Raw genomic sequence first — 20,955 nt, forward strand, 5'->3', positions numbered from 1 at the left:
TATCGCAACCAGCACGTCATTTCATGTGACTGAACGAGTCGAAATTGAAAAATTTCGGCCAATTTTTTTGATTCATTAATTCTTCGTGACTTGAACGGCAAAGAACGCTAAATTCCGGTTAACCGTATGTCACTCATTGACACATATGACACACGGGACCCTTTAGTTCATACCGTAGTCAGGAGAGAGACTGTGGCAGTCAATCGCACCAAACAAGCGATGCAGCGCACCGCACTCAGCGTTGCCCTTGGCATGTGTTTCAGCACCGTAGCGTTCGCGCAGTCGAATACAGCGGGCGCGATCTTTGGGCAGGCCGAAGCTGGATCCTCAGTGCAGGTCACCAACCCGTCCACGGGGTTCTCACGGTCGATCACCGTTGGGAACGATGGCAATTATCGTTTTTCTGCACTCCCCACAGGTACCTACACGGTGACCTATCAGGGCCCAGGCGGGACCGCCACCACCCGGGAAGGCATCGCGGTCAGCGTAGGTACCGGTACGCCCGTCAATTTTTCGAGCGCCAGTTCGAGTGACGCCAAAACCCTTGACGCGGTGACAGTGCGTGGCTCGAAGATGGTCAACCCCATCGACGTTTCGTCTGTCGAGTCAGCCACGATCCTAACCGCACAGCAGTTGGCCAAGATTCCTGTCGCCCGCGACACCACCTCAGTAGCCCTGTTGGCGCCTGGCACGGTCAAGGGTGACGGCGCCTTTGGCAATCTGGCTTCGTTCGGCGGCTCTTCGGTTGCGGAAAACCAGTACTACGTCAACGGCTTCAACATCACCAACTCCTTTCAGAGCCTGAACTTCGCCAAGATCCCCTTCGAGGCGATCGCCGAACAGCAAATCAAGACCGGCGGCTATGGTGCGGAATTTGGACGCTCCACCGGTGGCGTGGTGAACATGATCACCAAGAGCGGCAGCAACGAGTTCCATGCTGGCGCGAATGTGTTCTGGTCGCCCAAGGGCCTGCAGGCAGAAAAGGAAAGCTATTACTACAACAATCCGCTCGTCCCGAGTGACAACGGAAAGTTGGTTTACGACAACTCCGATGTCAGCACCAACGACACCGTAGGAACCGTGTGGGCTAGCGGTCCGTTGATTAAGGACAAGCTCTTCGGTTACGCCCTGGTGGCCTATGACAAGACCGACAACGTCCGAAGCTTGAGCAGCCTCGACAGCCAGAATGGCGAAAATGAAACTATCAAAAACCCGACTTGGCTGGTCAAGCTGGACTGGAACATCAACGACAACAACAAGCTCGAATTCACCGGTTTCAACGATAAACAGAAATACACCACGGACTACACGTCGTATCAGACTGGGGAATACGTCGGCAAGGGATTCAAGGAAAACGGCGGCACCAATCTGATTGGTAAATACACCGGCTATCTGACGGATACGTTTACCGTCTCGGCACTGTACGGACATGGGGAATTCGCCCGCAGCGAGCACCTGCAGACACTTGACGGGCAGCGCGTGGCCTACAGTGGAAATCTGCAGGAACCTGCCACTGGCTGCCCGATCATCACTGACGGACGTCCCGGCTATCGCCAGGATATTACGGGTGCATATGGTTCGACCTGCAACATTACTGGCGCTTCGCTTGAACGCGAAGACGCCAAGGACACTCGTGACCAGTGGCGCATTGACGCTGAATGGGCCTTGGGCGATCACCTGATCCGCTTCGGTTACGACGCTGACAACTATGAGTCCGTTGCAGGCACCTCATACGAAGGCGGCCATTCCTACCGTTATTCCACCAACAATGGTCCGGATGGTTTGCCGGACACCGGGGACGAGTTCGATATCGTTCGTGAGCGCATCGTCAATCAAGGCTCCACCGTCAAGGTCAAACAGCACGCTTTTTATGTCGAAGACAGCTGGCATATCACGGAAAACTTCATTGCATACCTGGGCGCTCGCTGGGACACGTTCGAAAATCTGAACGGCCAAGGCCAGAGCTACGTCAAGATCAACAATCAATTCGGCCCGAGGCTTGGCTTCACGTGGGACGTCAATGGCGACTCGAGTCTCAAGATCTACGGCAACGCCGGTCGGTACGCACTGCCATTGACGCCTTCGGTCGCCGTGCGTGGTGCAAGTGCTTCGCTGTTCACCCAGCAGAACTACTTGTTCACCGGCGTTGACCCACAGACCGGCGCCCCGTTGAACACCACCCCCCGAGGTGGCCTGCAGTACATCAACGGCGAGTTTGGCGAACCCAAGAATCCGCAGACCATCGCGGCCACCAATCTCGACCCGATGTATCAGGACGAGTTCATTCTTGGCTTCCAGAAGCAGATCACCGACAACCAGAACATCGGCGCGCGAGGCATTTACCGCAAACTGAAGGCTGCTATCGATGACAACTGCGACTACACCGCAATCCTGACGACCGAAGGCTTCACTCAAGGAGATGATGGGTCTTGGAGCAAGGATGGCCGCACGGCCGATTTGCCGAATTCAGGCTTCCCCTATTGCCGCCTGTTCAATCCCGGCAAGGATGCTGTATTCCTGACGGATCTTTATGGCGATGGGACGCTGAAAGAAACCACGGTTGCATCCGACCTTCTTTCTCCTCAGGCAAAACGCACATACAAGGCGCTCGAGCTGTTCTGGGACGGCAACTGGGAGAAGTTCTGGTTCCAGGCTTCCTGGACCATGGCTTGGAACAAGGGCAATACCGAAGGCGGCGTGAAGTCGGATATCGGCCAGAGTGACACGAGCACTACGCAGGATTTCGACTACAAGGAATTGATGGTCGATGCTTATGGCTACCTGCCGAACGATCGCCGTCATGCATTGAAAGTCTTTGGCAACTATCAGATCTCAGACGAATGGTCGGTTGGCGCCAATCTGATCGTTCAGTCCGGTCGCCCGAAGAACTGCCTGGGAACCTACTATCCGTATAACGGTGGAATCCACCCCTATGGATCGTCATTCTTCCGTTGCGCCACTACCGAAGCCGGTGGCGGCCCCGTGTCTGACGACGATGCCACGCCAAATCCTTACGCGGTTATTCCGCGCGGCAAAGCAGGTCGACTGCCATGGACCAACAGCATCGACATCAACATTGCGTATGCACCCAACTGGGCCAGTGGACTCCAGTTCAAGGTGGATGTGTTCAACGTGTTCAACAACCAGAAGGTCACGTCACTCAACGAAGTTCATGAGTTGAACGATGGGCAGAACTCTGCCAGCTATGGCCTGTACCACACCACTCAGGCGCCTCGCAGTGCACGTTTCATGGTGCAGTACGACTTCTGATTGCGATACGCTTTAGATCAGGTTCGACAAGGGACGGCTGCCGCAAGGCGGCCGTCCTCTTTTATGGGCCCTGGATCGCTATGATCTCGCACTCAAATACCAACATCTGAACCCCATGCAGCAGACACTGGATTCCCTCTGGAACGAAGGTCAGGCGCTCGAATCGGAGCGTAACCTTACGGGTGCCCGAGCGAAATATGAGGCTATCGTCGCCATCGACGCACGCCATATTGCAGCCCAATTGCGCATATCGCGGTTTGCACAGTTTTCTGACGACTATCGGCTGGCCCACCGACATGTATTGGATGCAGCCGATGCGATCCGCGCTGGCGCAAGCACGAAGCTTCTAGGATTCGTGACACAGCGGTTGCTGGATTTCTCCGAAGACAACGAAGTCGCGGCGCTGATCCTGTCGACAGACTGGAACGATCCAGAGGTACTCCGCCAATCACCCGCACTTTCGCAACATCTGTGGTTATGCGGCCGTTATCAGGATGCGCTTCGCTTCCTTGATGCGATCGAGCCAAAATTGGCTCCCAACGCGCTACTGGTTTTCACACGCGCCAGTGTGCTTCGATACTTGGGCCGGATGGAGGAAGCACTCACACAGTATGAGCGCGCGATTGCACTCGACCCGGCACTCGTCGATGCACATTGGGCATTGTCCACACATTCATACGATCCGCATCCGCCCCGCAGGCTTGAACGAATCCAGCAAGTAGCAGCCCATCGCCGACCCGCAGACCCCGATATTGCGCACTTGCACTACGCGCGCTTCCGTGAGCTGGAGCATTCGGGGCGACATGAGCAGGCGTGGGATGCATTGCAGGCCGGTGCTCGCATCATGCAGCGAACTACCAGGCACTCGGCCGCCGAAGATCGGTCGGCCCTCGAACGCCTGCGAATGCTCGGATGTGAGCCGACCCCGCATCCAGTATGTCAAGTCGAACAGCCTATTCCCATCTTCATCGTCGGCCTTCCCAGGACCGGCACGACCCTGCTAGATCGGATCCTTGGAAACCATGGTTGGGTCAGCAGTGCAGGCGAGCGCAATGATTTTTCCGCCGCCGTCAGCGAAGTTTCCAATCACTTCTTCAGCACGCTACTGCCAGAAGCCGATCCGGCAGCCTTTCTCGAAATCGACCTATCGATGGTTGGGCGACTGTACCTGCAGCGGCTTAAACGGCACGTTTCTGCCACCGCATTCGCAATCGACAAAAACCCCCAGAACTTGTTCAACATACCCCTGATCGTCCGTGCATTACCCCAGGCCCGCATCCTGATACTGGAACGCGATCCAATGGACACGGCGTTTTCAAACTATAAGGAGTTGTTCCAAGGTGGCGCCTATCCATATAGCTACGATGCTGCGTCACTCGCAGTGCGGGTGCGTGGCGCCACACGGCTGATGCATTGGTGGCAATCACAGAATCCTGAGGCTATCCGCGTGGTTTCCTACGAACAGCTGGTTCAATCACCGGACACCGCAATCGGGGATGTACTTTCCTTCATCGGCTTACCCCCAGCGCATGGCCTGACTGCCCTAGAGTCGAACAAGAGCGCAGTGGCCACGGCCAGCAGCTCGCAAGTGCGCGAGCCGATCAACACACGTAGCATCGGTGCTTGGAAACGTTATGCCACTCAGCTTGAGCCGCTACGCAAGCTACTGGATGGCGGAAACTGATGAACGGCATCCCACCTGCCAGCGTTTTTTCCGTCTTGCTCGAACGCGCCGAGGACTCTGCAACACGCGGCGATATTGCCCATGCCACGCAGCTCTACAGCCAAGCCCTCGATGCCAGGCCCGAGGATCCTTATACGCTGGTGCAACTGTCCTACATGCATTCGCTTTCCGGCCACTATCGGCAGGCCCAGGACTTCGCACTTCGCGCCCACGCGACAGCCACATGCGCTCCAAAAGTATTGCTTGAGTTGATCGCCCGGCTCCGCACCTTCAACGCCGTGCCTGAGTTGCTGGAATGCGTCGAGCGCATGCTTCCTGCCTCAAGGATGCCCATCCCACTGCTGATCAATACCGCCGCACACCTGAGCTATGTCAATCTTCCAGGGCAGGCTATCAAGCTGCTCGACGAAGCCAGGCGTGCCGATCCTGACTATCCGACCACACTGCTCGCGCGTACACAGGTCCTCACCTATCTGGGGCGCTTCCACGAGGCAGAACAGGATGCAGCGCGGGCGTTGAAACGCGCCCCAGAAATCGCACAGGGCTGGTGGCTACAGGCTGCGTTGAGGAAGCAACAACCAACCTCACACCACGTCAATGCCATCCGGGCCCAGCTCAATCGCCCGAACCGGGACCCAAGCGATATCGCTCTTCTCGCCTTCGCACTGCATAAAGAGTTGGATGATCTCGGCGACGTGACGGGCGCCTGGGAAGCTTTAATGCTGGCATGCAGGGCCAAGCGCTCAACGCTGCGCTACGACATCTCTGAGTCGCGCCAGCTCATGCAGGCATTGGCCGCATTCGAGCCTAGCGAAATTCCAACCACACCGAAGAAGGCAACCAGCGCGCCCACGCCGATTTTCATCGTGGGCATGCATCGCTCCGGCACCACCTTGCTTGAGCAACTGCTGGATGGCTCACCCAACGTGCACGGTATCGGCGAGCTGTACGACTTCACCAGCGCCATGCGCCACGTGACCGACCACCACTGTCGCGGCGTGGTGGACACCACTATCGCGGAGCGCGCCACCGGGGTCAATCTGACCGAAGCCGGACAGCGTTACCTGCACGGAATTGCATGGCGCCTGAGGGGAGAAGCATTCTTCACCGACAAGCTGCCTTCGAATTTCCTCAATATCGGCTTCATCGCATCAGCGTTGCCGAACGCGAAGATCCTGCACATGGTGCGCGATCCAGTGGAAACCTGTTTTTCCAACCTTCGGGAGCTTTTCTCGGACGCCAACCCCTATAGCTACGACCTGCAGGAACTTGCCGCTTACCATCGTCAATACAGGGCGCTGATGGCACATTGGCATCGGCGTTTCCCCGGGCGGATCCTGGACGTGGATTATGCGCACCTGGTACGTAAGCCAGAGGAAGTGCTGCGCAAGATCTGCGGCTTCTGTGGGCTAGACTTTGACCCGGCCATGCTCGAGCTTGCAGGGCGCCGACGCGGCGTCGTGACCGCAAGCGCGGTGCAGGTCAGAAACCACATTGAAGCACGCGAGGTGCCCAAATGGGCACCTTATGCGGAGTTTCTCGCGCCGCTCATCCAAGCCTTGGGCCCCTAGACCTGAGCGATGAGCCGCCAGCTTGCACGGCAGCTGGCGACGGTGCATCGTCGAACCTGCGTGGAAGGCGATTGGTGGCATAACCCCATTCGAATGCCCTCGCACGTTCGTCCTTGAAGCATGTCCCTACAACGGAGGTGGTCCATGGTTCGCACTCTGCCCTACGGCCCGGAAACTGGCCTCAATCCCGCCCGCATCGCTGGTATCTCGGTGGCCATCCTGGTCCACGTGGCGGCATTCCTGTTGCTCCTCATCCCGGCTACGTTGCCACCGCTGGTCCAGCACCTTGATGTGCCCAAGCCCCAGTTCGAGATCATCGAGAAACCCAAGCCAAAGCCGATCGAGGTGCCGATCGACACGTCGAAGCTGATCCAGCCACCTCCGCTCGTGCGTCGTCAGGAAAAACCGCAGGCACCGGTCGCTCCTCCGACACCCATCACCATCGACACACCCAGCAGCATGCCCGCGATTGCCGAAGCAGTGGTGCCAAGCGAGCTTGGACCGGTCACGGACAATGCTTCGATCACGGCGCCCACCGGGCCGATCTCGGCCTCGCATCTGGCTTACGTGCGGGCACCGGCTCCGGCGTATCCACGCTCGGCGATCATGGCGCACGCAGAAGGAACGGTCATCCTGCGGGTACTGGTGGATGTCGATGGCACCCCGCTTGAAGTCGTCATCGAAACCAGCAGCGGCAACCGCGAGCTGGACCGCGTGGCGCGTACGCAGGTACTGAAGAGCTGGAAGTTCCAGCCCGCCATGCAGGATGGTCGCGCCGTGCAGGCATATGGACGTGTACCGGTGGATTTCAGCCTGCGCTGACGCTCCGCCGCATTGCTGCGTCACCCCGAAGCGCCAGCCTGTGCTGGCGTTTTTTTTCGTCTTCCGTTTGAAATTCAGCGCACTGGCGCATGCGTAACGGATCACATTGGTCCTTCCCGGGCTGCAGAAAAATAACAAATACATACACACGCCTGAATGCACCTGATGGAACTCACACTCCATCACATGAATGGCGAATCTTTACCTCCCGGTCACGCGCGAAGAACTTTCATGCAGCATCCGGCATACGTGTCGGTATCTGCAATCTTTAGCGGTTCTTGAAGTTCTTACGTAGGAGAGAGCAAGTGAACACCAGCCTTCATCCGCGCCCGCGGCTCCGTCGGCGTGCGCTCAGCATCGCCATTCCCTTCGCCCTCTGCGCCGCACTCCCCCTTGCCGCGCAAGCACAGGAAGACACCTCGCAGGACGCCACCAATCTCAGCAAGATCACGGTGACCGGCTCCAATATCCCCCGCACCAGCACCGAAACCGCATCGCCCGTGCAGGTGATCAGCCGCCAGGAAATCGACCGTACCGGCAAGACCTCGATCGGCGAATACCTGCAGAGCCTCACCGTGGATGGCGCCGGCTCGGTGCCCAAGACGTTTGGCAACGGCTTCGCCATGGGCAGCACCGGCATTTCGCTGCGCGGCCTGGGCGCAGGCTCCACGCTGGTCCTGATCAACGGCCGTCGCATCGCTTCGTACGGCCTTGCCGATGACGGCCAGAAAGTCTTCACCGACCTATCCAGCATCCCGATGGATGCGGTCGAGCGTGTGGAAGTCCTCAAGGACGGCGCTTCTTCGATCTATGGTTCCGACGCCATCGCCGGCGTGGTCAACGTGATCCTGCGCAGCGATTTCGAAGGCGCCATTTTCACCGGCTCCTATGGCACCTCGGGCGATACCGACGGCAACACCCGCAAGGGCACACTGACCGCCGGTACCGGCAACCTGGACAAGGATGGCTGGAACGCGTTCTTCAGCCTGGATGTCAGCAAGACCGATGGCATCAGGGTCAGCGACCGCAGGAATCGCAAGTGGATCGGTACTGGTGACATCCGTCCGTGGGGCTATTCGTCGGCCAATGGCGCAAGCCAGTACCTGGGCGGCGGCCTCAATGGCGGCCTTCCGACCAATGCCCCGGATGGCGCGTATGAGAATGCCGACGGTAGCTGGACACGCCTGGGCGGCTGCGAGCAGTTCAGCAGCGTGCCGCAGGAAGGCAACAACACCTGCCTGTGGGACCTGGGCCAGTTCCGCGATCTGACCCCGGACGAGAAGGCGATCAACTTCTTCAGCCGCGGCACGTTCCGCATCAACGACAGCGCCGATCTGTACACCGAATTCGGCTACTCGAAGAAGACGGTCGACTTCCAGAACACCCCATCCGGCACCTCGGGTGCCTGGGGCTATCCCGGCGGCCCGGTCAATGCGTCCAGCGGCGATGGCGCGATCGTGCTGGGTCCGGATCATCCACAGAACCCGACCGGCCAGGATGCGCGCCTGCGTTACTCGGCCTTCGATGTCGGCCCGCGCCAGACCCACAACGAGAACGAGTTCATGCGCTTCCTGGTCGGCGTCAAAGGCAGTGCCGGCGATTGGGACTACGACGTGGGCTACCTGCATTCGCAGAGCGAGTTGACCAATACGCGCAAGGGCTTCCTGAGCTACAGCGCGGTGCGATGCGCGCTGGAAGATCCGAACTGCGCCGGTGGCACCTGGTTGCTGGGAACACGGGCAGGCGAAAATCCACAGTCGCTATATGACTTCATCTCACCCACGATCAGCGCACGCGCCAAGAGCCGCCTGGACATCATCGATGCCAGGGCCAATCGCTCGCTGATGGATCTGGGCGGCGGTTCGCTCGGCCTGGCGGTCGGCGCCGAATTCCGCCGCAACGAAGTCTCGCTCACACCGCAGACCGGCACCGAAACCGGCGACATCATCGGCCTGGGCTACTCGGCCTATGACGGCGTGGAGAAGACCAGCGCGGTCTATGCAGAATTGGTGGCACCGTTCACCGATACCTTCGAAGCCACGGTGGCCGGCCGTGTCGATCACTACCAGGGTGGCGATACTGCCTTCACACCAAAAGTCGGCCTGAAATGGACGCCGGCCGAATGGATCGCGCTGCGTGCCACGTATGCAGAAGGCTTCCGCGCACCAAACCCGGCTGAATCGGGCAAAGGCGGTTCGGCGGGTTTCTCCAACATCGTCGATCCGGTGCGCTGCGCAGCCGATGCCACGCTGTGCGGCGCGCAGAGCGTAGCCATCATCACCACGCCCAATCCGGATCTGGATCCGGAGAAATCCAAGAGCTACACCTTCGGCATCGTGCTGCAACCGACGTCCAGCACGACGCTGACGCTGGATGCTTGGCAGATCAAACGCACCGACGAGATCGGCGGTGGCGACCCTCAGCAGGCCATCGCGGCTGGTGACGTGATCCGTGGCGACAATCTGGTCAACGGCATCCCGGGCACCGGCCAACTGCTGGCCATCAACACTGCCTACGTCAATGCGGACTCGACCAAGGTCAACGGCCTGGACCTGGATGTCCGCCAGCGCTTCGATCTGGGTGAAGCCGGTCAGCTGCGCCTGGACCTGCAATGGAGCCACATCAACAAGTTCGAGAAGACGGTCGGCGACACCACCTACGAGTACGCCGGCACGCATGGCAACTGCGATGTGACCAACTGCATCGGCACGCCGAAGGACCGCATCAACTTCGGTGCCACCTGGGACATCAACGACTTCAGCATCAGTGCCGTGGCCAACTACCGCAGTTCGATCGACAACAAGACCGCCAAGGGCGAAGACTGCGCGAGCAACTACGCCGATGGCAGCCCCGCGCCGGGCGGCTGCAAGCTGGCCTCGTTCACCACCGTGGACCTGTCGGGCAACTGGCAGGCGACCGATGCGTTCTCGGTGTTTGCTTCAGTACAGAACGTGGCTGACCGCATCGCGCCGCTGGACCCCCTCAGCTACGGCGGCTTCAACTACAACCCGCTGGACTACAGCGGCGCCATTGGCCGCTTCTTCACCCTGGGTGCGCGTTACACGTTCTAAGCGGAACGCAACACAGGCCCGCATCTACAAAGACGCGGACTGCAACAGCAGGAAAGCCCCGGTGCGATGCATCGGGGCTTTCTTCGACGTGTTGCTGGTACGTCCGGCAAAGCCGGTAGCGTCAGGCGCGGTGGTACGGATGATTGGCCAACATCGCCGCGGCGCGGTAGAGCTGCTCGGCCACGATCAGGCGCGCCATCATGTGCGGCAGGGTCAGTGGACCAATGGACCAGGTTTCATGCGCGGCGGCGAGCACCTCGGGCGCGTGGCCTTCCGGGCCGCCGATCAGAAACGCAAGGTCGCGCCCCTGCCCACGCCAGTGCTCCAGGCGCTGGGCCAGCTGTTCGGAGGAATGCTGCCTGCCGGTGACTTCCAGCGCGACGATGTGCGCGTTCTTGGGCAACGCGGCCAGCACGCGCTGGCCTTCGTCCTCGATCGCACGCTGGGCGTCGCGGTTCTTGCCGCGCAGGCCAGGCGTGACTTCCACCAGTTCGAACGGCAGCCAGTGCGAGAGCCGCTTCTGGTATTCGGCAAACCCCTGCGCGACCCAGCTGGGCGCGCGTTCACCGGTCGCGATCAGGCGGGCTTTCATCGCCCCGCGCCGATCAGCGCGACGCGTCGTCGGATTCGTCTTCCGGTGGCTGGTCGCCGACGGTCCACAGGCGCTCCAGCGCGTAGAACTCGCGCACACGCGGCAGCATGACGTGGACGATGACATCACCCAGGTCGACCAGCACCCACTCCGCTTCGCGCTCGCCTTCCACGCCCAGCGGCATCACGTCGAGCTTCTTGGCGAACTTCACCACTTCGTCGGCAATCGACTTCACGTGGCGGGTCGAGGTGCCCGAAGCGATCACCAGGAAATCGGCGACGCTGGACTTGCCGCGCACGTCGATCTCGACGACATCCTTGGCCTTGAGTTCACCCACAGCCGCATGCACGGTGGCAAGCAGGTCCGGAACGGACGGCGGCGGGCTGGGCAGACGGGTCTTGATGACTTGGGCTTGGCTGGACAAAAGAGCAACTTGATAAGCGGACAGGCCGCGATTATAGCCCCGTCGCCCCATACAGGCCGTGGCCGGTGATGAATGCGGCGACGGGCGGCGGCACCAGGCTCTGCCAGGACGCGCCCGAGGCGATCCGCTGGCGCACGTCGCTGGCCGACTCCGACTGCAGCGGCTGATGCAGGCAGAGCACCCGCCCAGCCGGCGAATGCTTCAGGGCATCGGCTTCATCGGCCCAGCACGCGGCCACGCGCTCACCCAGTGCCGGCGGCAGTTGACCCAGCAAGCTGCCGAAGCGATCGGCCACCACGAAGTGGGCCAATCCGAATAGATCCTCCCAGGCATGCCAGGTGGGCAGGCCCAGGAAACTGTCGGCGCCCAGCACCAACGCCAGCGGCGCCTCGGGACCGAGTTCGGCGCGCAGGCTGCGCAGGGTGTCGACCGTGAAGGAGCGCCCGGGGCGGTCCAGTTCGCGCCGATCCACGCGCAGGCCGGGCTCCCTGGCAACGGCGGCTTCCAGCATGGCCAGGCGCTGCTGCGCATTGGCGCCCGGCGGCGGGCGATGCGGCGGATCGGCGGCGGGGATCAGGGTGACCGGCACCGCCAGCGCGGCGCCCGCCAGACGCGCGATGGCCAGATGCCCGTTGTGGAACGGATCGAAGGTGCCGCCGTAGATCAGGGTCAGCGCGCGCGGAGATGACATGTTGGACACAGAGCGCGTCGGCCGCGGGATCAGGCGTGGCTCACGCCACCAGCTTCACCGCGGACGCATCAGCGATGGCCAGCAACAGGCGCTCCAGCGCCACCCAGGCATCGCCATCGGCGCGCCCCTTGGCCATGCGGTCGATGCGCGAGGCCTCGGCCACGAACCGGTCCCAACGCGCGGAACTGGCATGGCGCTGCAGCGCGCGCTTGAACGGCGCCTGCCGGCTCTCCCAGATGCCCTGCCCCTTCATTTCCGCGGCTACATTGCCGCCACGTTCGGCGACCCGCGCCAGCTGCGCGGTGCTCAGGACATTCCTGACCACCATCGGCATCAGGGCCGCGACCACTTCGCCCTCGGCACGCAGGCCGACCAGCATGCGCGAGGCCTGGGTGGCGTTGCCGGACAAGGTGGTCTCGATCAAGCGGAACACGTCGAAGCGCGCCGCATCGGCGACCAGCGACTGCATCGTGGCCAGGTCCAGGGCCTGGCCATCGGCCAGCAGGGCGAGCTTGTCGATTTCCTGCGCGGCCGCCAGCAGGTTGCCTTCCACGCGCTCGACCAGCAGCGCGATGGCGTCGCGATCGGCGCGCAGGCCGCGCGAACGCAACCGCGCCTGAACCCAACCGGAGAGTTCGTGCGGCTTGATCGCCCAGGCCACCGACAGCACGCCGATGCGCTCGATGGCGTCGGCCCACTTGCCGCGATGGGCCTTGCTCCACTCGCCAGCGGTGATCAGCAGCACCACATCGTCCGGCGGGCGCGCGCAGAAGGCGCTGATGACCTCGGCACCCTCCTTGCCTGGCTTGCCGGTGGGCAGGCGCACTTCGACGATGCGACGGGCGCTGAACAGGCTGGGGGCATCGAAACTGGCCTGCAATCCGGCCCAGTCGATATCGCGCCCTTCCAGGTCGAAGACTTCACGCTCGGCGATGCCGAGTTCACGCCCGCGGGTCCGGACGGCATCGGCCGCCTCCAGCACCAGCAGGGTTTCCGGCCCGGCGATCAGGTAGGCCGGCGCCAGCGCAGCATCGGCAATCTGCGCAGCCAGCCGGTCAGGAGCCAGTTCCATTACGGGGTGGTGACAGGCGTGGTCGTCGCGGGCGTGAGGGCGTCATCCGTCGCGGGCGCCGGATCAACCGGCGCCGTGGACGTGGCCGGATCCCTGGCGCCGCCAGGGCGGCCAACGCCACGCACGACGCCATCGATACGGCGCAGGATCGACGCAGCCATCTCACGACGCAGCTCGTCGGCCAGGATCTCGCGTTCGGAAGTCGTACCGGTCAGGTTGGTCGACTGGGAGACGTAGTCGCGGGACAGCTCAACGACCTGCTGCGGCACCAACTCGGAACCATCGGCGCGGCGAAACTCGAACACGGTGGCGTAGCGCAGGCTGTATTCCAGCGCGCGGCCGTTCTGATCCAGCGCAATCGCCCGATCGCCCCAGCGCTCGGACTTGATGTCCAGGGTCGCCACGTCCGTCGTGGCGTCTTCCGCTGCCGGGGTGGCCCCTGCCGCCTTCAAGCCGACGGCCAGGTCTTCCGCCAGGGGGCTGTAACGCGTCTTGGACACGACCCGGACCGGGCCCAGATCCGCCGGCAGCGCGATCTTGCTGCGCAGGTGGAATCCGCAGGCGGAAAGCGAGACGGCCAACAGGGTGACGGCCAGCAGCCGCAGCATCGGGGTTGGATTCATGGCGGGGAGTCTGGACGAGGCCGGCGGGTGCGGCAACTGGACGGCTGCCGAGCCTGCATGATCGCGCGTGAACGCCGCTTGAGACTTCACGCGGCGACCAGGTTGACGATCTTGCCCGGCACGACGATGACCTTGCGGATCTCCATGCCTTCCAGGAACTTGGCGGTGTTCGGCTCGGCCTTGGCCAGCGCTTCGATCAGGTCCTTGGGCGCATCGGCCGCCACTTCGATCGTGCCGCGCAGCTTGCCGTTGACCTGGACCGCCAGCACCACCGAATCACGCACCATCGCCGCAGCGTCGGCCTGCGGGAAGCTCAGGTCTTCCAGCAGCGTCTCGCCGTGGCCCAGCAGCTGCCACAGCGCGTGGCTGGAATGCGGGGTGATCGGGTTGAGCAGGAGTGCCGCGGCCTCCAGGGCTTCCTGGCGCACGGCGCGGGCCTGCTCGCTGGCGTCATCGAACTTGCCCAGCGCGTTGGACAGCTCCATCACCGCAGCGATGGCGGTGTTGAAGCCATGCCGCTTGCCGTAGTCGTCGCCGACCTTGGCGATGGTTTCGTGGGTCTTGCGGCGCAGCGCCTTCTGCTCGGCGCTCAGTGCGGCCACGTCCAGCGCCGGTGCGGCACCGGCGTCGGCATGCTTCTGCACCTGGGTCCACAGGCGGCGCAGGAAACGCGACATGCCTTCCACGCCGGCTTCGTTCCACTCCAGCGACTGTTCCGGCGGTGCGGCGAACATGGAGAACAGGCGCACAGTGTCGGCGCCGAACTTGTCCACCATCGACTGCGGGTCCACGCCGTTGTTCTTGGACTTGGACATCTTTTCGACGCCGCCGATCTGCACCGGCTGGCCATCGCTGGCCAGCACCGCACCGGTGATGCGCCCGCGCTCGTCACGCTGCACGTCCACCAGGGCCGGGTTGATCCAGTCCTTGGAGCCGTTGGCGTTCTCGCGGTAGTAGGTTTCGGCGATCACCATGCCCTGGGTCAGCAGGTTGGTGGCCGGCTCATCGCTGTCCACCATCCGCGCGTCGCGCATGAGCTTGTGATAGAAGCGGAAATACATCAGGTGCAGGATCGCGTGCTCGATGCCGCCGACGTACATGTCCGCCGGCATCCAGTAGTTGGCGCGCTTGTCGACCATCGTCGCCGCGCCCGGGCTCGTGTAACGCGCCACGTACCAGCTGGACTCCATGAAGGTGTCGAAGGTGTCGGTCTCGCGCTCGGCCGCGCCGCCGCAGTCCGGGCAGCGGGTCTTGCGCCATTCCGGATTGGCCTTCAACGGCGACTTCACCCCGTCCAGGGCCACGTTTTCCGGCAGCAGCACCGGCAACTGGTCGTCCGGCACCGGCACCGCGCCGCAGTTATCGCAATGGATCACCGGGATCGGGCAGCCCCAATAGCGCTGGCGGCTCACGCCCCAGTCGCGCAGGCGGTAATTCACCCGACGCTGGCCCTGGCCCTTGCGCTCGAAACGCTCGGCCAATGCTTCGAAAGCACCGCGGAAATCCAGCCCGTCGAACTCCGCAGAGTTGATCAGCTGGAACTCGCGCGCCTTGTCCGAATACCAGTCCTGCCACACGCTCGCGTCGTAGCTCGACTCGGCGTCGTTGCGCGGCTCCTTGAGCTGGATCACCTGCACGATCGGCAGCGCGTATTTGTTGGCGAATTCGAAATCGCGCTGGTCATGGCCGGGCACAGCCATCACCGCGCCGGTGCCATAGCCCATCAGCACGAAGTTGGCGACCCACACCGGCACGGTTTCGCCGGTCACCGGATGCACCGCCTTCAGGCCGGTGTCCATGCCGCGCTTTTCCTGGGTTTCCAGTTCCGCTTCGGACACGCCGCCCAGCTTGAGCTGCTCCAGGAAGGCCGCCAGCTCGGGGTTCGATGCCGCAGCCTTCAGCGCCAGCGGGTGCTCACCGGCAATCGACACGAAGGTCACGCCCATCAGCGTGTCCGGGCGCGTGGTGAAGACCATCAGTGGCTCGTGGCCACCTTCGACGTTGAACTGGATTTCCAGGCCTTCGGAACGGCCGATCCAGTTGCGCTGCATGGTCTTGACCGAATCGGGCCAGCCTTCCAGCGTGTCCAGGCCGTCCAGCAGCTCCTGCGCATAGTCGGTGATGCGCAGGAACCACTGCGGGATCTCGCGCTTTTCCACCAGCGCGCCCGAGCGCCAGCCACGGCCGTCGATGACTTGCTCGTTGGCCAGCGTGGTCTGGTCCACCGGGTCCCAGTTCACCACCGAGGCCTTGCGGTAGGCGATGCCCTTGCGCAGCAGGCGGGTGAACATGCGCTGCTCGTGCACGTAGTACTCGGGCGAACAGGTGGCGAATTCGCGGGTCCAGTCGATCGCGTAGCCAAGCGACTTCAGCTGGGTGCGCATGTGTTCGATATTGGCGTAGGTCCACTTGGCCGGCGCGGTCTTGTTCTTGATCGCGGCGTTCTCGGCCGGCAGGCCGAAAGCATCCCAGCCCATCGGCTGCAGCACGTTGTGCCCGGTCATGCGCTTGTAGCGGCTGATGACGTCGCTGATGGTGTAGTTGCGCACGTGGCCCATGTGCAGGGCACCGGACGGGTACGGCAGCATCGACAGGCAGTAATACTTGGGCTTGTCGGAGGTTTCGCTGACCTCGAAAGCCTTGCTGGCGTTCCAGAACTGCTGCGCGGAGGTTTCGACCGCTTTGGGGTCGTAGGCGTGGGTTTCGGGAACGGCGGACATGGCAAAGGGCTGCGAAGGCGGCTACAAAGCCGCGAAGCGTACCGCAGCGCACCACTGGCTGCACCCCGCGCGGCCTCCGCACCGGGTCCGGCGATCAGCCGTGCAGGGTGGCCGCCAGTGGCCGCGGCGGGCCGCTGATCCCCGCCAACGCGCACCAGCCGAACCAGGCCAGCACCGAGATCCGCTGCGACAGCCCATCGGGCAGGAACGCCGGCAGCACCAGCGCGAAGGCCACCACCAGCGCCGCCAGCACCGGACCAGCCAGGGCCAGCCCGCGCCATTCAGGCTGACCACGCAGGCCAACGGCCAGCAGCAGCGCAGACGCCAGGCTGGTCGCCCACCACAGGCCCCAGGCCGTGGCGTGCAGCTGGGTTTGGGTGCCGCGCAGCTGCTGTGGTTCCAGCTGGAACAGGCCCATCGCCGCCAGCCCCAACGCCGACAGGAACATCAGCTGCGCGCCGATCCGTTGCGGCCAACCAGCCTTCAATGGCAGCCGCAGGCGCAGCCCCAGCGCGACCATCGCGCACAGCGCCCCCGGCAGCACGAAACCCAGCAGGTTGAACAGCTGCGCGTTCGGAATGCCCTGCGCACCCAGCAGCGCGATCGGATGGATCAGCTGCGAATAGCCCTGGTCTTTCAGCGCCGCGCCAAAGCCCAGCACCGCGCCCAGCCAGAGCAGGACGGCCACCGGCGCACACCAGCGCCACCAACGCTTCAAGATTCTTTCCAACGGAAGACTGCCTCCAAGCCAACACCAAAGACACGTGCAATACGGAACGCCAACTCCAACGAGGGTGCATAACGCTCCGCCTCGAGCGCAATGATGGTCTGGCGGGTCGCACCACAGGCGTCAGCCAGCGCTTGCTGGGTCATCTCACCATGCTCGAAGCGAAGTCGACGGATCTCGTTGACGACGGGAGTACCGGTCACCTGCGATCCCGCCAGTAAGCATGCACGCGGACCGCACTCATCACCACGAGTGACGCCCCCAGACACAGCAGCAGGCAGTTGGCGAGCCAGATCGGCGGCACCAAACGAAAAAAGTCTTGATAGGTCTTCAGCCCCGCCACCGTCGAGGCCAGTACCACCAGAATGCCCAGCAGCGCGAACCCCGCCTCAAGGCCTTTGTGCGTGATCGCACGGTCGCGCTCATCGACGTAGACCCCACGGAATCGATGCTTGAGCCAGATTGCCGCAGCCGTAAAAAACAGGAAGAAGCGTGCCGCGACCTTGTTGACATGCGCGGCATGCGACGACTCGAAACGGTGTTCTGAAAAGAACACCTGCCAGAATAGATATCCAGTCACCCAAAAAAATATCGCCAAACCCAGGTAGGCCAGCCGCTCCTGCGCTTCCATCCTTCTGACGACTGCCGGCAATTCCATGTTCATGTCAAAAACCCCTTCCTTTATGTAAAAAATGTCATACATCCGCATCTTCAATTAGATGTCAACTATTTTTTACATCACTCTTGCGCCGTCCAAGTTTGCCACCATGTCTGGCCGAGCCTCCCAAGAAACCAATTTCGATGTCCGAGCTGCCCCACGTCTTCACCGCCACCACCGACACCTTCGAAACCGAAGTCCTGCAGAAATCCATGACCACCCCGGTGCTGGTGGACTTCTGGGCGACCTGGTGCGAGCCGTGCAAGACCCTGGGCCCGATCCTGGAAAAGCTGGCCGGCGAGTTCAATGGCGCGTTCGAACTGGCCAAGGTCGACGTGGATGCCGAACAGCAGATCGCCGCGGCGTTCCAGATCCGCTCGGTGCCGACCGTGTTCCTGGTGCGCGACGGGCAGATCGTCGATGGCTTCCCCGGCGCGATGCCCGAAGGCCAGCTGCGCGCCTTCCTGCAGCAGCACGGGGTGGAGCCGGCCGAAGCCGCCGCCAACGAAGAACCCGAAACCCTGGCCCCGCTCAGCCCGGCCGAGCAGGTCGCCGCCCTGCGCGAAGCCATCGCCGCCGAACCGGACAAGGACGAGCTAAAGCTCGACCTGGCCCTGGCCCTGCTGGGCACCGGCGAGGCCACCGAGGCCGAAGCCCTGCTCGATGCCCTGCCCGCCAACCTGTCCACCGACGACCGCGCGGTGAAGGCCCGCGCCCGCCTGGGCTTTGCCGCGCTGCTCAAGGGCGCACCGGCGCCGCACGCGCTGGAGGCCAACCTGGCCCAGGACGAAACCGACCTGCGTGCCCGCCACCTACTGGGCGTGCACAAGCTGGTCGCCGGCGATGCCGAAGGCGGCCTGGAGCAGTTCATCGAACTGCTGCGCCGCGACCGCACCTGGGAAGACAACCTGGCCAGGAAATCCCTGATCGATGCCTTCCGCGTGGTCGAGGACGAAGACCTGGTCGGCAAGTACCGCCGCAAGATGTCCGCGCTGCTGTTTTGACCGGCCACACCGATTTTTTGTAGAGCGGAGCTTGTGGCAATCCCCTTTTGGGGACTCCGCTGGGGCTTTCGATGCGATCTGGCCGAAGAGCAGCGGAGCAAGCTCCGCTCTACAGAGAAGCGCCGCACTGATTATGGGATTGCCGACCGGCCAATCCATCCATACCCATCCGTATGTTAGCCTCGCATCCCGCCTGCCCACGCGATGCGCCTGCCCATGAAACCTTTCACCCTGCGCCACGGCCTGAACCTGTGGCCGCCGTTCCTGTTCACCGGCATCCATGTGGCGGCGATCGACAGCGACTGGCGCTACGCGCGGGTGGAACTGCGCATGCGGCCCTGGAACCGCAACTACGTCGGCACCCATTTCGGCGGCAGCCTGTTCGCCATGACCGATCCGTTCTGGATGCTGCTGGTGATGCAGGTGTTGGGGCGTGATTATTTCGTCTGGGACAAGGCCGGCGAGATCGAGTTCGTCAAACCCGGGCGTGGCACCGTGACTGCCGACTTTCGCCTGGACCAGGCCACGCTGGACGCGGTGCGTGCCGCCACTGCCGACGGCGCCAAGCACCTGCAATGGTTCGACCTGGATGTGATCGACGCCCAGGGCGACACCGTCGCCCGCGTGCGCAAACAGCTCTACGTGCGGCTCAAGCCCGAGGCCCGCGCCAAGGCCGGAACAACAACCACCTGACCCAAGCTGCACACGCAGTAACGGCCCCGGTCAGCGCGCGGTGCGAAGCCGCGGGGCCGGCAGCGGGATTTCCCAGCGGTCCTGCCCGTCCTGCGGCGAAAACAGCGCCATCGACAGCGTGCCGCGTTCGCTATCCAGCGTCAGCGGACGCCCGCGCTGCAGCTCCGGTGGCAGGTCATCCAGCCCGGCCTTCGGGTGGGTGCGCAGCCACAGCGCTACCGAGACCAGACGCAGACGCGCCATGCCATCCTGCCCGCGGCGGCTGTAGTCATCGAAATTGGAAGGCCCCATATCGGCCAGGGTGCAACCCACCGCATTGGCGAGACAGCGGAACTCCCACCTACCGCCCTGCACGGCCGGCGTGGTGACCGGCTGGTCCGCGGCAACCTGGGCCTTGCCCCCTTCCTCGCACGGCCAGGCCGTGCCCACGGCCATGCGCGCGACGGTCTTGTCCCGGTTGAACAGCCAATGCCCCCGGGTCGCACCGGTGCCCTGCACCGATTGCCAGGCGCTGTCGCCCACCCCGGACTGCACGAACGCGAACTCGCGCTGCATCACCTTGCAGACGTTCGCCGCGTCCGTCGGCAGCGGTGCGAACGCAGCAACGCATTCATCGGGAAGCTTCGCGTCGTCGGGCAGTGCGGCCAGCATCTCGGTGAACAGGTTAGCCGTGCCCCGCAGCATCGCCAGCGAGATCATGCCGCCGATCAGGTAATCCGGGTCCTTCCCCAGCATGCGTGCGGTGCGGGCATCGCGGCAGACGCCGGCCAGCGCCTCCTGGCGATGTCCCCGCACGAACGTCAGCGCATGTCCGGTCTGCGGCGCGGACAACAACTGATAGGCAGGGAACGGCAGCATCGGGTCCAACGGAAATGGATTTCGCACGTAGCCCGCGTCGTGAAGCGCCTCCACGCGCGCCGCCAGCGGCGCATTGCTCGCCACCGCTGCGGCATATCCGGCCTGGTTGCCGCGGACCCGTGCCAGGCAGTCCTGGTCCTTCCAACCGCACAGCTGCAGGCCCGGCGGGTCGACCAGGCCCTCGCGCGGCCAGCGATCCTCGGCGGTCGACTTGAATGCACCGGGTGCCTTGGCGAAGCGGGCCAGATCGGCCTTCAGCACCGCCGCCTGCGCATCGGCCGGCACCGCATAGGGCAACAGCCACAGCTGCGTGAATCCATTCGTGCCGGTCGGCGGCTTGCCCGGCTGCAGGGCCTGCAGGGCTTGCTGCTCGGCCTTGGTTGGCCCCATCGCCCGCGACAGCCCATAGACCGCCACCAGCGCGAACCCGATCGCCAGCACACCCGCCGCGAACCACTTGAACACACGCACCATC

General features: G+C 63.1%; 17 protein-coding genes. 7 read left to right on the forward strand and 10 right to left on the reverse strand.

All coding sequences use genetic code 11. The annotated features are described in order from the left end of the window. Positions 1 to 192: 192 nt before the first annotated feature. The 5 genes from O8I58_RS05525 to O8I58_RS05545 all read left to right on the forward strand — a co-directional run bounded on the left by O8I58_RS05525 (position 193) and on the right by O8I58_RS05545 (position 10,418). A complete protein-coding gene (locus tag O8I58_RS05525) occupies positions 193 to 3,270 on the forward strand; it encodes a TonB-dependent receptor (protein ID WP_298321365.1) in 3,078 nt (1,025 codons plus the stop codon). Positions 3,271 to 3,385: 115 nt separating this feature from the next. Beyond that, on the forward strand, positions 3,386 to 4,954 hold the full coding sequence (locus tag O8I58_RS05530) for a tetratricopeptide repeat-containing sulfotransferase family protein (protein ID WP_298321368.1): 1,569 nt from the start codon (positions 3,386 to 3,388) through the stop codon (positions 4,952 to 4,954). Continuing rightward, on the forward strand, positions 4,954 to 6,525 hold the full coding sequence (locus O8I58_RS05535) for a tetratricopeptide repeat-containing sulfotransferase family protein (RefSeq protein ID WP_298321369.1): 1,572 nt from the start codon (positions 4,954 to 4,956) through the stop codon (positions 6,523 to 6,525). Before O8I58_RS05530 ends, O8I58_RS05535 begins: the two co-directional genes overlap by 1 nt. Positions 6,526 to 6,669: 144 nt before the next feature. Further along, positions 6,670 to 7,347 carry an energy transducer TonB gene (locus O8I58_RS05540; protein WP_298321371.1) on the forward strand — a complete coding sequence of 226 codons (678 nt, stop codon included), beginning with the start codon at positions 6,670 to 6,672 and terminating at the stop codon, positions 7,345 to 7,347. A gap of 305 nt (positions 7,348 to 7,652) precedes the next feature. Continuing rightward, complete coding sequence (locus tag O8I58_RS05545; protein WP_298321373.1) at positions 7,653 to 10,418, forward strand: TonB-dependent receptor; 2,766 nt, start codon at positions 7,653 to 7,655, stop codon at positions 10,416 to 10,418. Between the two features lie 121 nt (positions 10,419 to 10,539). On the opposite strand, the gene rlmH is transcribed toward O8I58_RS05545, so the two are convergent. From rlmH to O8I58_RS05590, 9 genes are all read right to left on the reverse strand, one after another. Next, on the reverse strand, positions 10,540 to 11,010 hold the full coding sequence (gene rlmH / locus O8I58_RS05550; protein ID WP_298321375.1) for a 23S rRNA (pseudouridine(1915)-N(3))-methyltransferase RlmH: 471 nt from the start codon (positions 11,008 to 11,010) through the stop codon (positions 10,540 to 10,542). A gap of 13 nt (positions 11,011 to 11,023) precedes the next feature. After that, complete coding sequence (gene rsfS, locus O8I58_RS05555; RefSeq protein ID WP_298321377.1) at positions 11,024 to 11,434, reverse strand: ribosome silencing factor; 411 nt, start codon at positions 11,432 to 11,434, stop codon at positions 11,024 to 11,026. Positions 11,435 to 11,465: 31 nt separating this feature from the next. Next, complete coding sequence (nadD, locus tag O8I58_RS05560) at positions 11,466 to 12,125, reverse strand: nicotinate-nucleotide adenylyltransferase (protein ID WP_298321379.1); 660 nt, start codon at positions 12,123 to 12,125, stop codon at positions 11,466 to 11,468. A 40-nt stretch (positions 12,126 to 12,165) separates the two neighbouring features. Further along, entirely contained in the window at positions 12,166 to 13,197 is a 1,032-nt protein-coding gene (holA, locus tag O8I58_RS05565; RefSeq protein WP_298321381.1) for a DNA polymerase III subunit delta, read from the reverse strand. Further along, positions 13,197 to 13,805, reverse strand: coding sequence for an LPS-assembly lipoprotein LptE (gene lptE / locus O8I58_RS05570; protein WP_298322773.1), 609 nt, complete (start codon positions 13,803 to 13,805; stop codon positions 13,197 to 13,199). The genes holA and lptE overlap by 1 nt, the downstream gene beginning before the upstream one ends. 101 nt (positions 13,806 to 13,906) lie before the next feature. Beyond that, positions 13,907 to 16,540: a leucine--tRNA ligase gene (leuS, locus tag O8I58_RS05575; RefSeq protein ID WP_298321383.1), complete on the reverse strand. Its 2,634-nt coding sequence runs from the start codon at positions 16,538 to 16,540 to the stop codon at positions 13,907 to 13,909. Between the two features lie 94 nt (positions 16,541 to 16,634). Continuing rightward, the gene (locus tag O8I58_RS05580) at positions 16,635 to 17,258 is read right to left on the reverse strand and encodes a DUF998 domain-containing protein (protein WP_298321385.1); all 624 of its coding nucleotides are present in this window, start codon (positions 17,256 to 17,258) and stop codon (positions 16,635 to 16,637) included. Then, complete coding sequence (locus O8I58_RS05585) at positions 17,255 to 17,470, reverse strand: helix-turn-helix transcriptional regulator (protein WP_298321388.1); 216 nt, start codon at positions 17,468 to 17,470, stop codon at positions 17,255 to 17,257. Before O8I58_RS05585 ends, O8I58_RS05580 begins: the two co-directional genes overlap by 4 nt. Continuing rightward, a complete protein-coding gene (locus O8I58_RS05590) occupies positions 17,467 to 17,931 on the reverse strand; it encodes a hypothetical protein (protein WP_298321391.1) in 465 nt (154 codons plus the stop codon). Before O8I58_RS05590 ends, O8I58_RS05585 begins: the two co-directional genes overlap by 4 nt. A 137-nt stretch (positions 17,932 to 18,068) precedes the next feature. Between O8I58_RS05590 and trxA the strand changes: the two genes are divergently transcribed. Further along, positions 18,069 to 18,929, forward strand: coding sequence for a thioredoxin (trxA, locus tag O8I58_RS05595; RefSeq protein ID WP_298321393.1), 861 nt, complete (start codon positions 18,069 to 18,071; stop codon positions 18,927 to 18,929). A gap of 216 nt (positions 18,930 to 19,145) precedes the next feature. Then, positions 19,146 to 19,622, forward strand: coding sequence for a DUF4442 domain-containing protein (locus O8I58_RS05600; RefSeq protein ID WP_298321395.1), 477 nt, complete (start codon positions 19,146 to 19,148; stop codon positions 19,620 to 19,622). 30 nt (positions 19,623 to 19,652) lie between these two features. Here the strand turns inward: O8I58_RS05600 and O8I58_RS05605 are convergent, their stop codons facing one another. Then, entirely contained in the window at positions 19,653 to 20,954 is a 1,302-nt protein-coding gene (locus O8I58_RS05605) for a hypothetical protein (RefSeq protein ID WP_298321397.1), read from the reverse strand. Position 20,955: the final 1 nt, after the last annotated feature.

It is taken from the genome of Pseudoxanthomonas sp., from assembly GCF_027498035.1.
In the GTDB taxonomy this organism is placed as follows: Bacteria; Pseudomonadota; Gammaproteobacteria; order Xanthomonadales; family Xanthomonadaceae; genus Pseudoxanthomonas_A.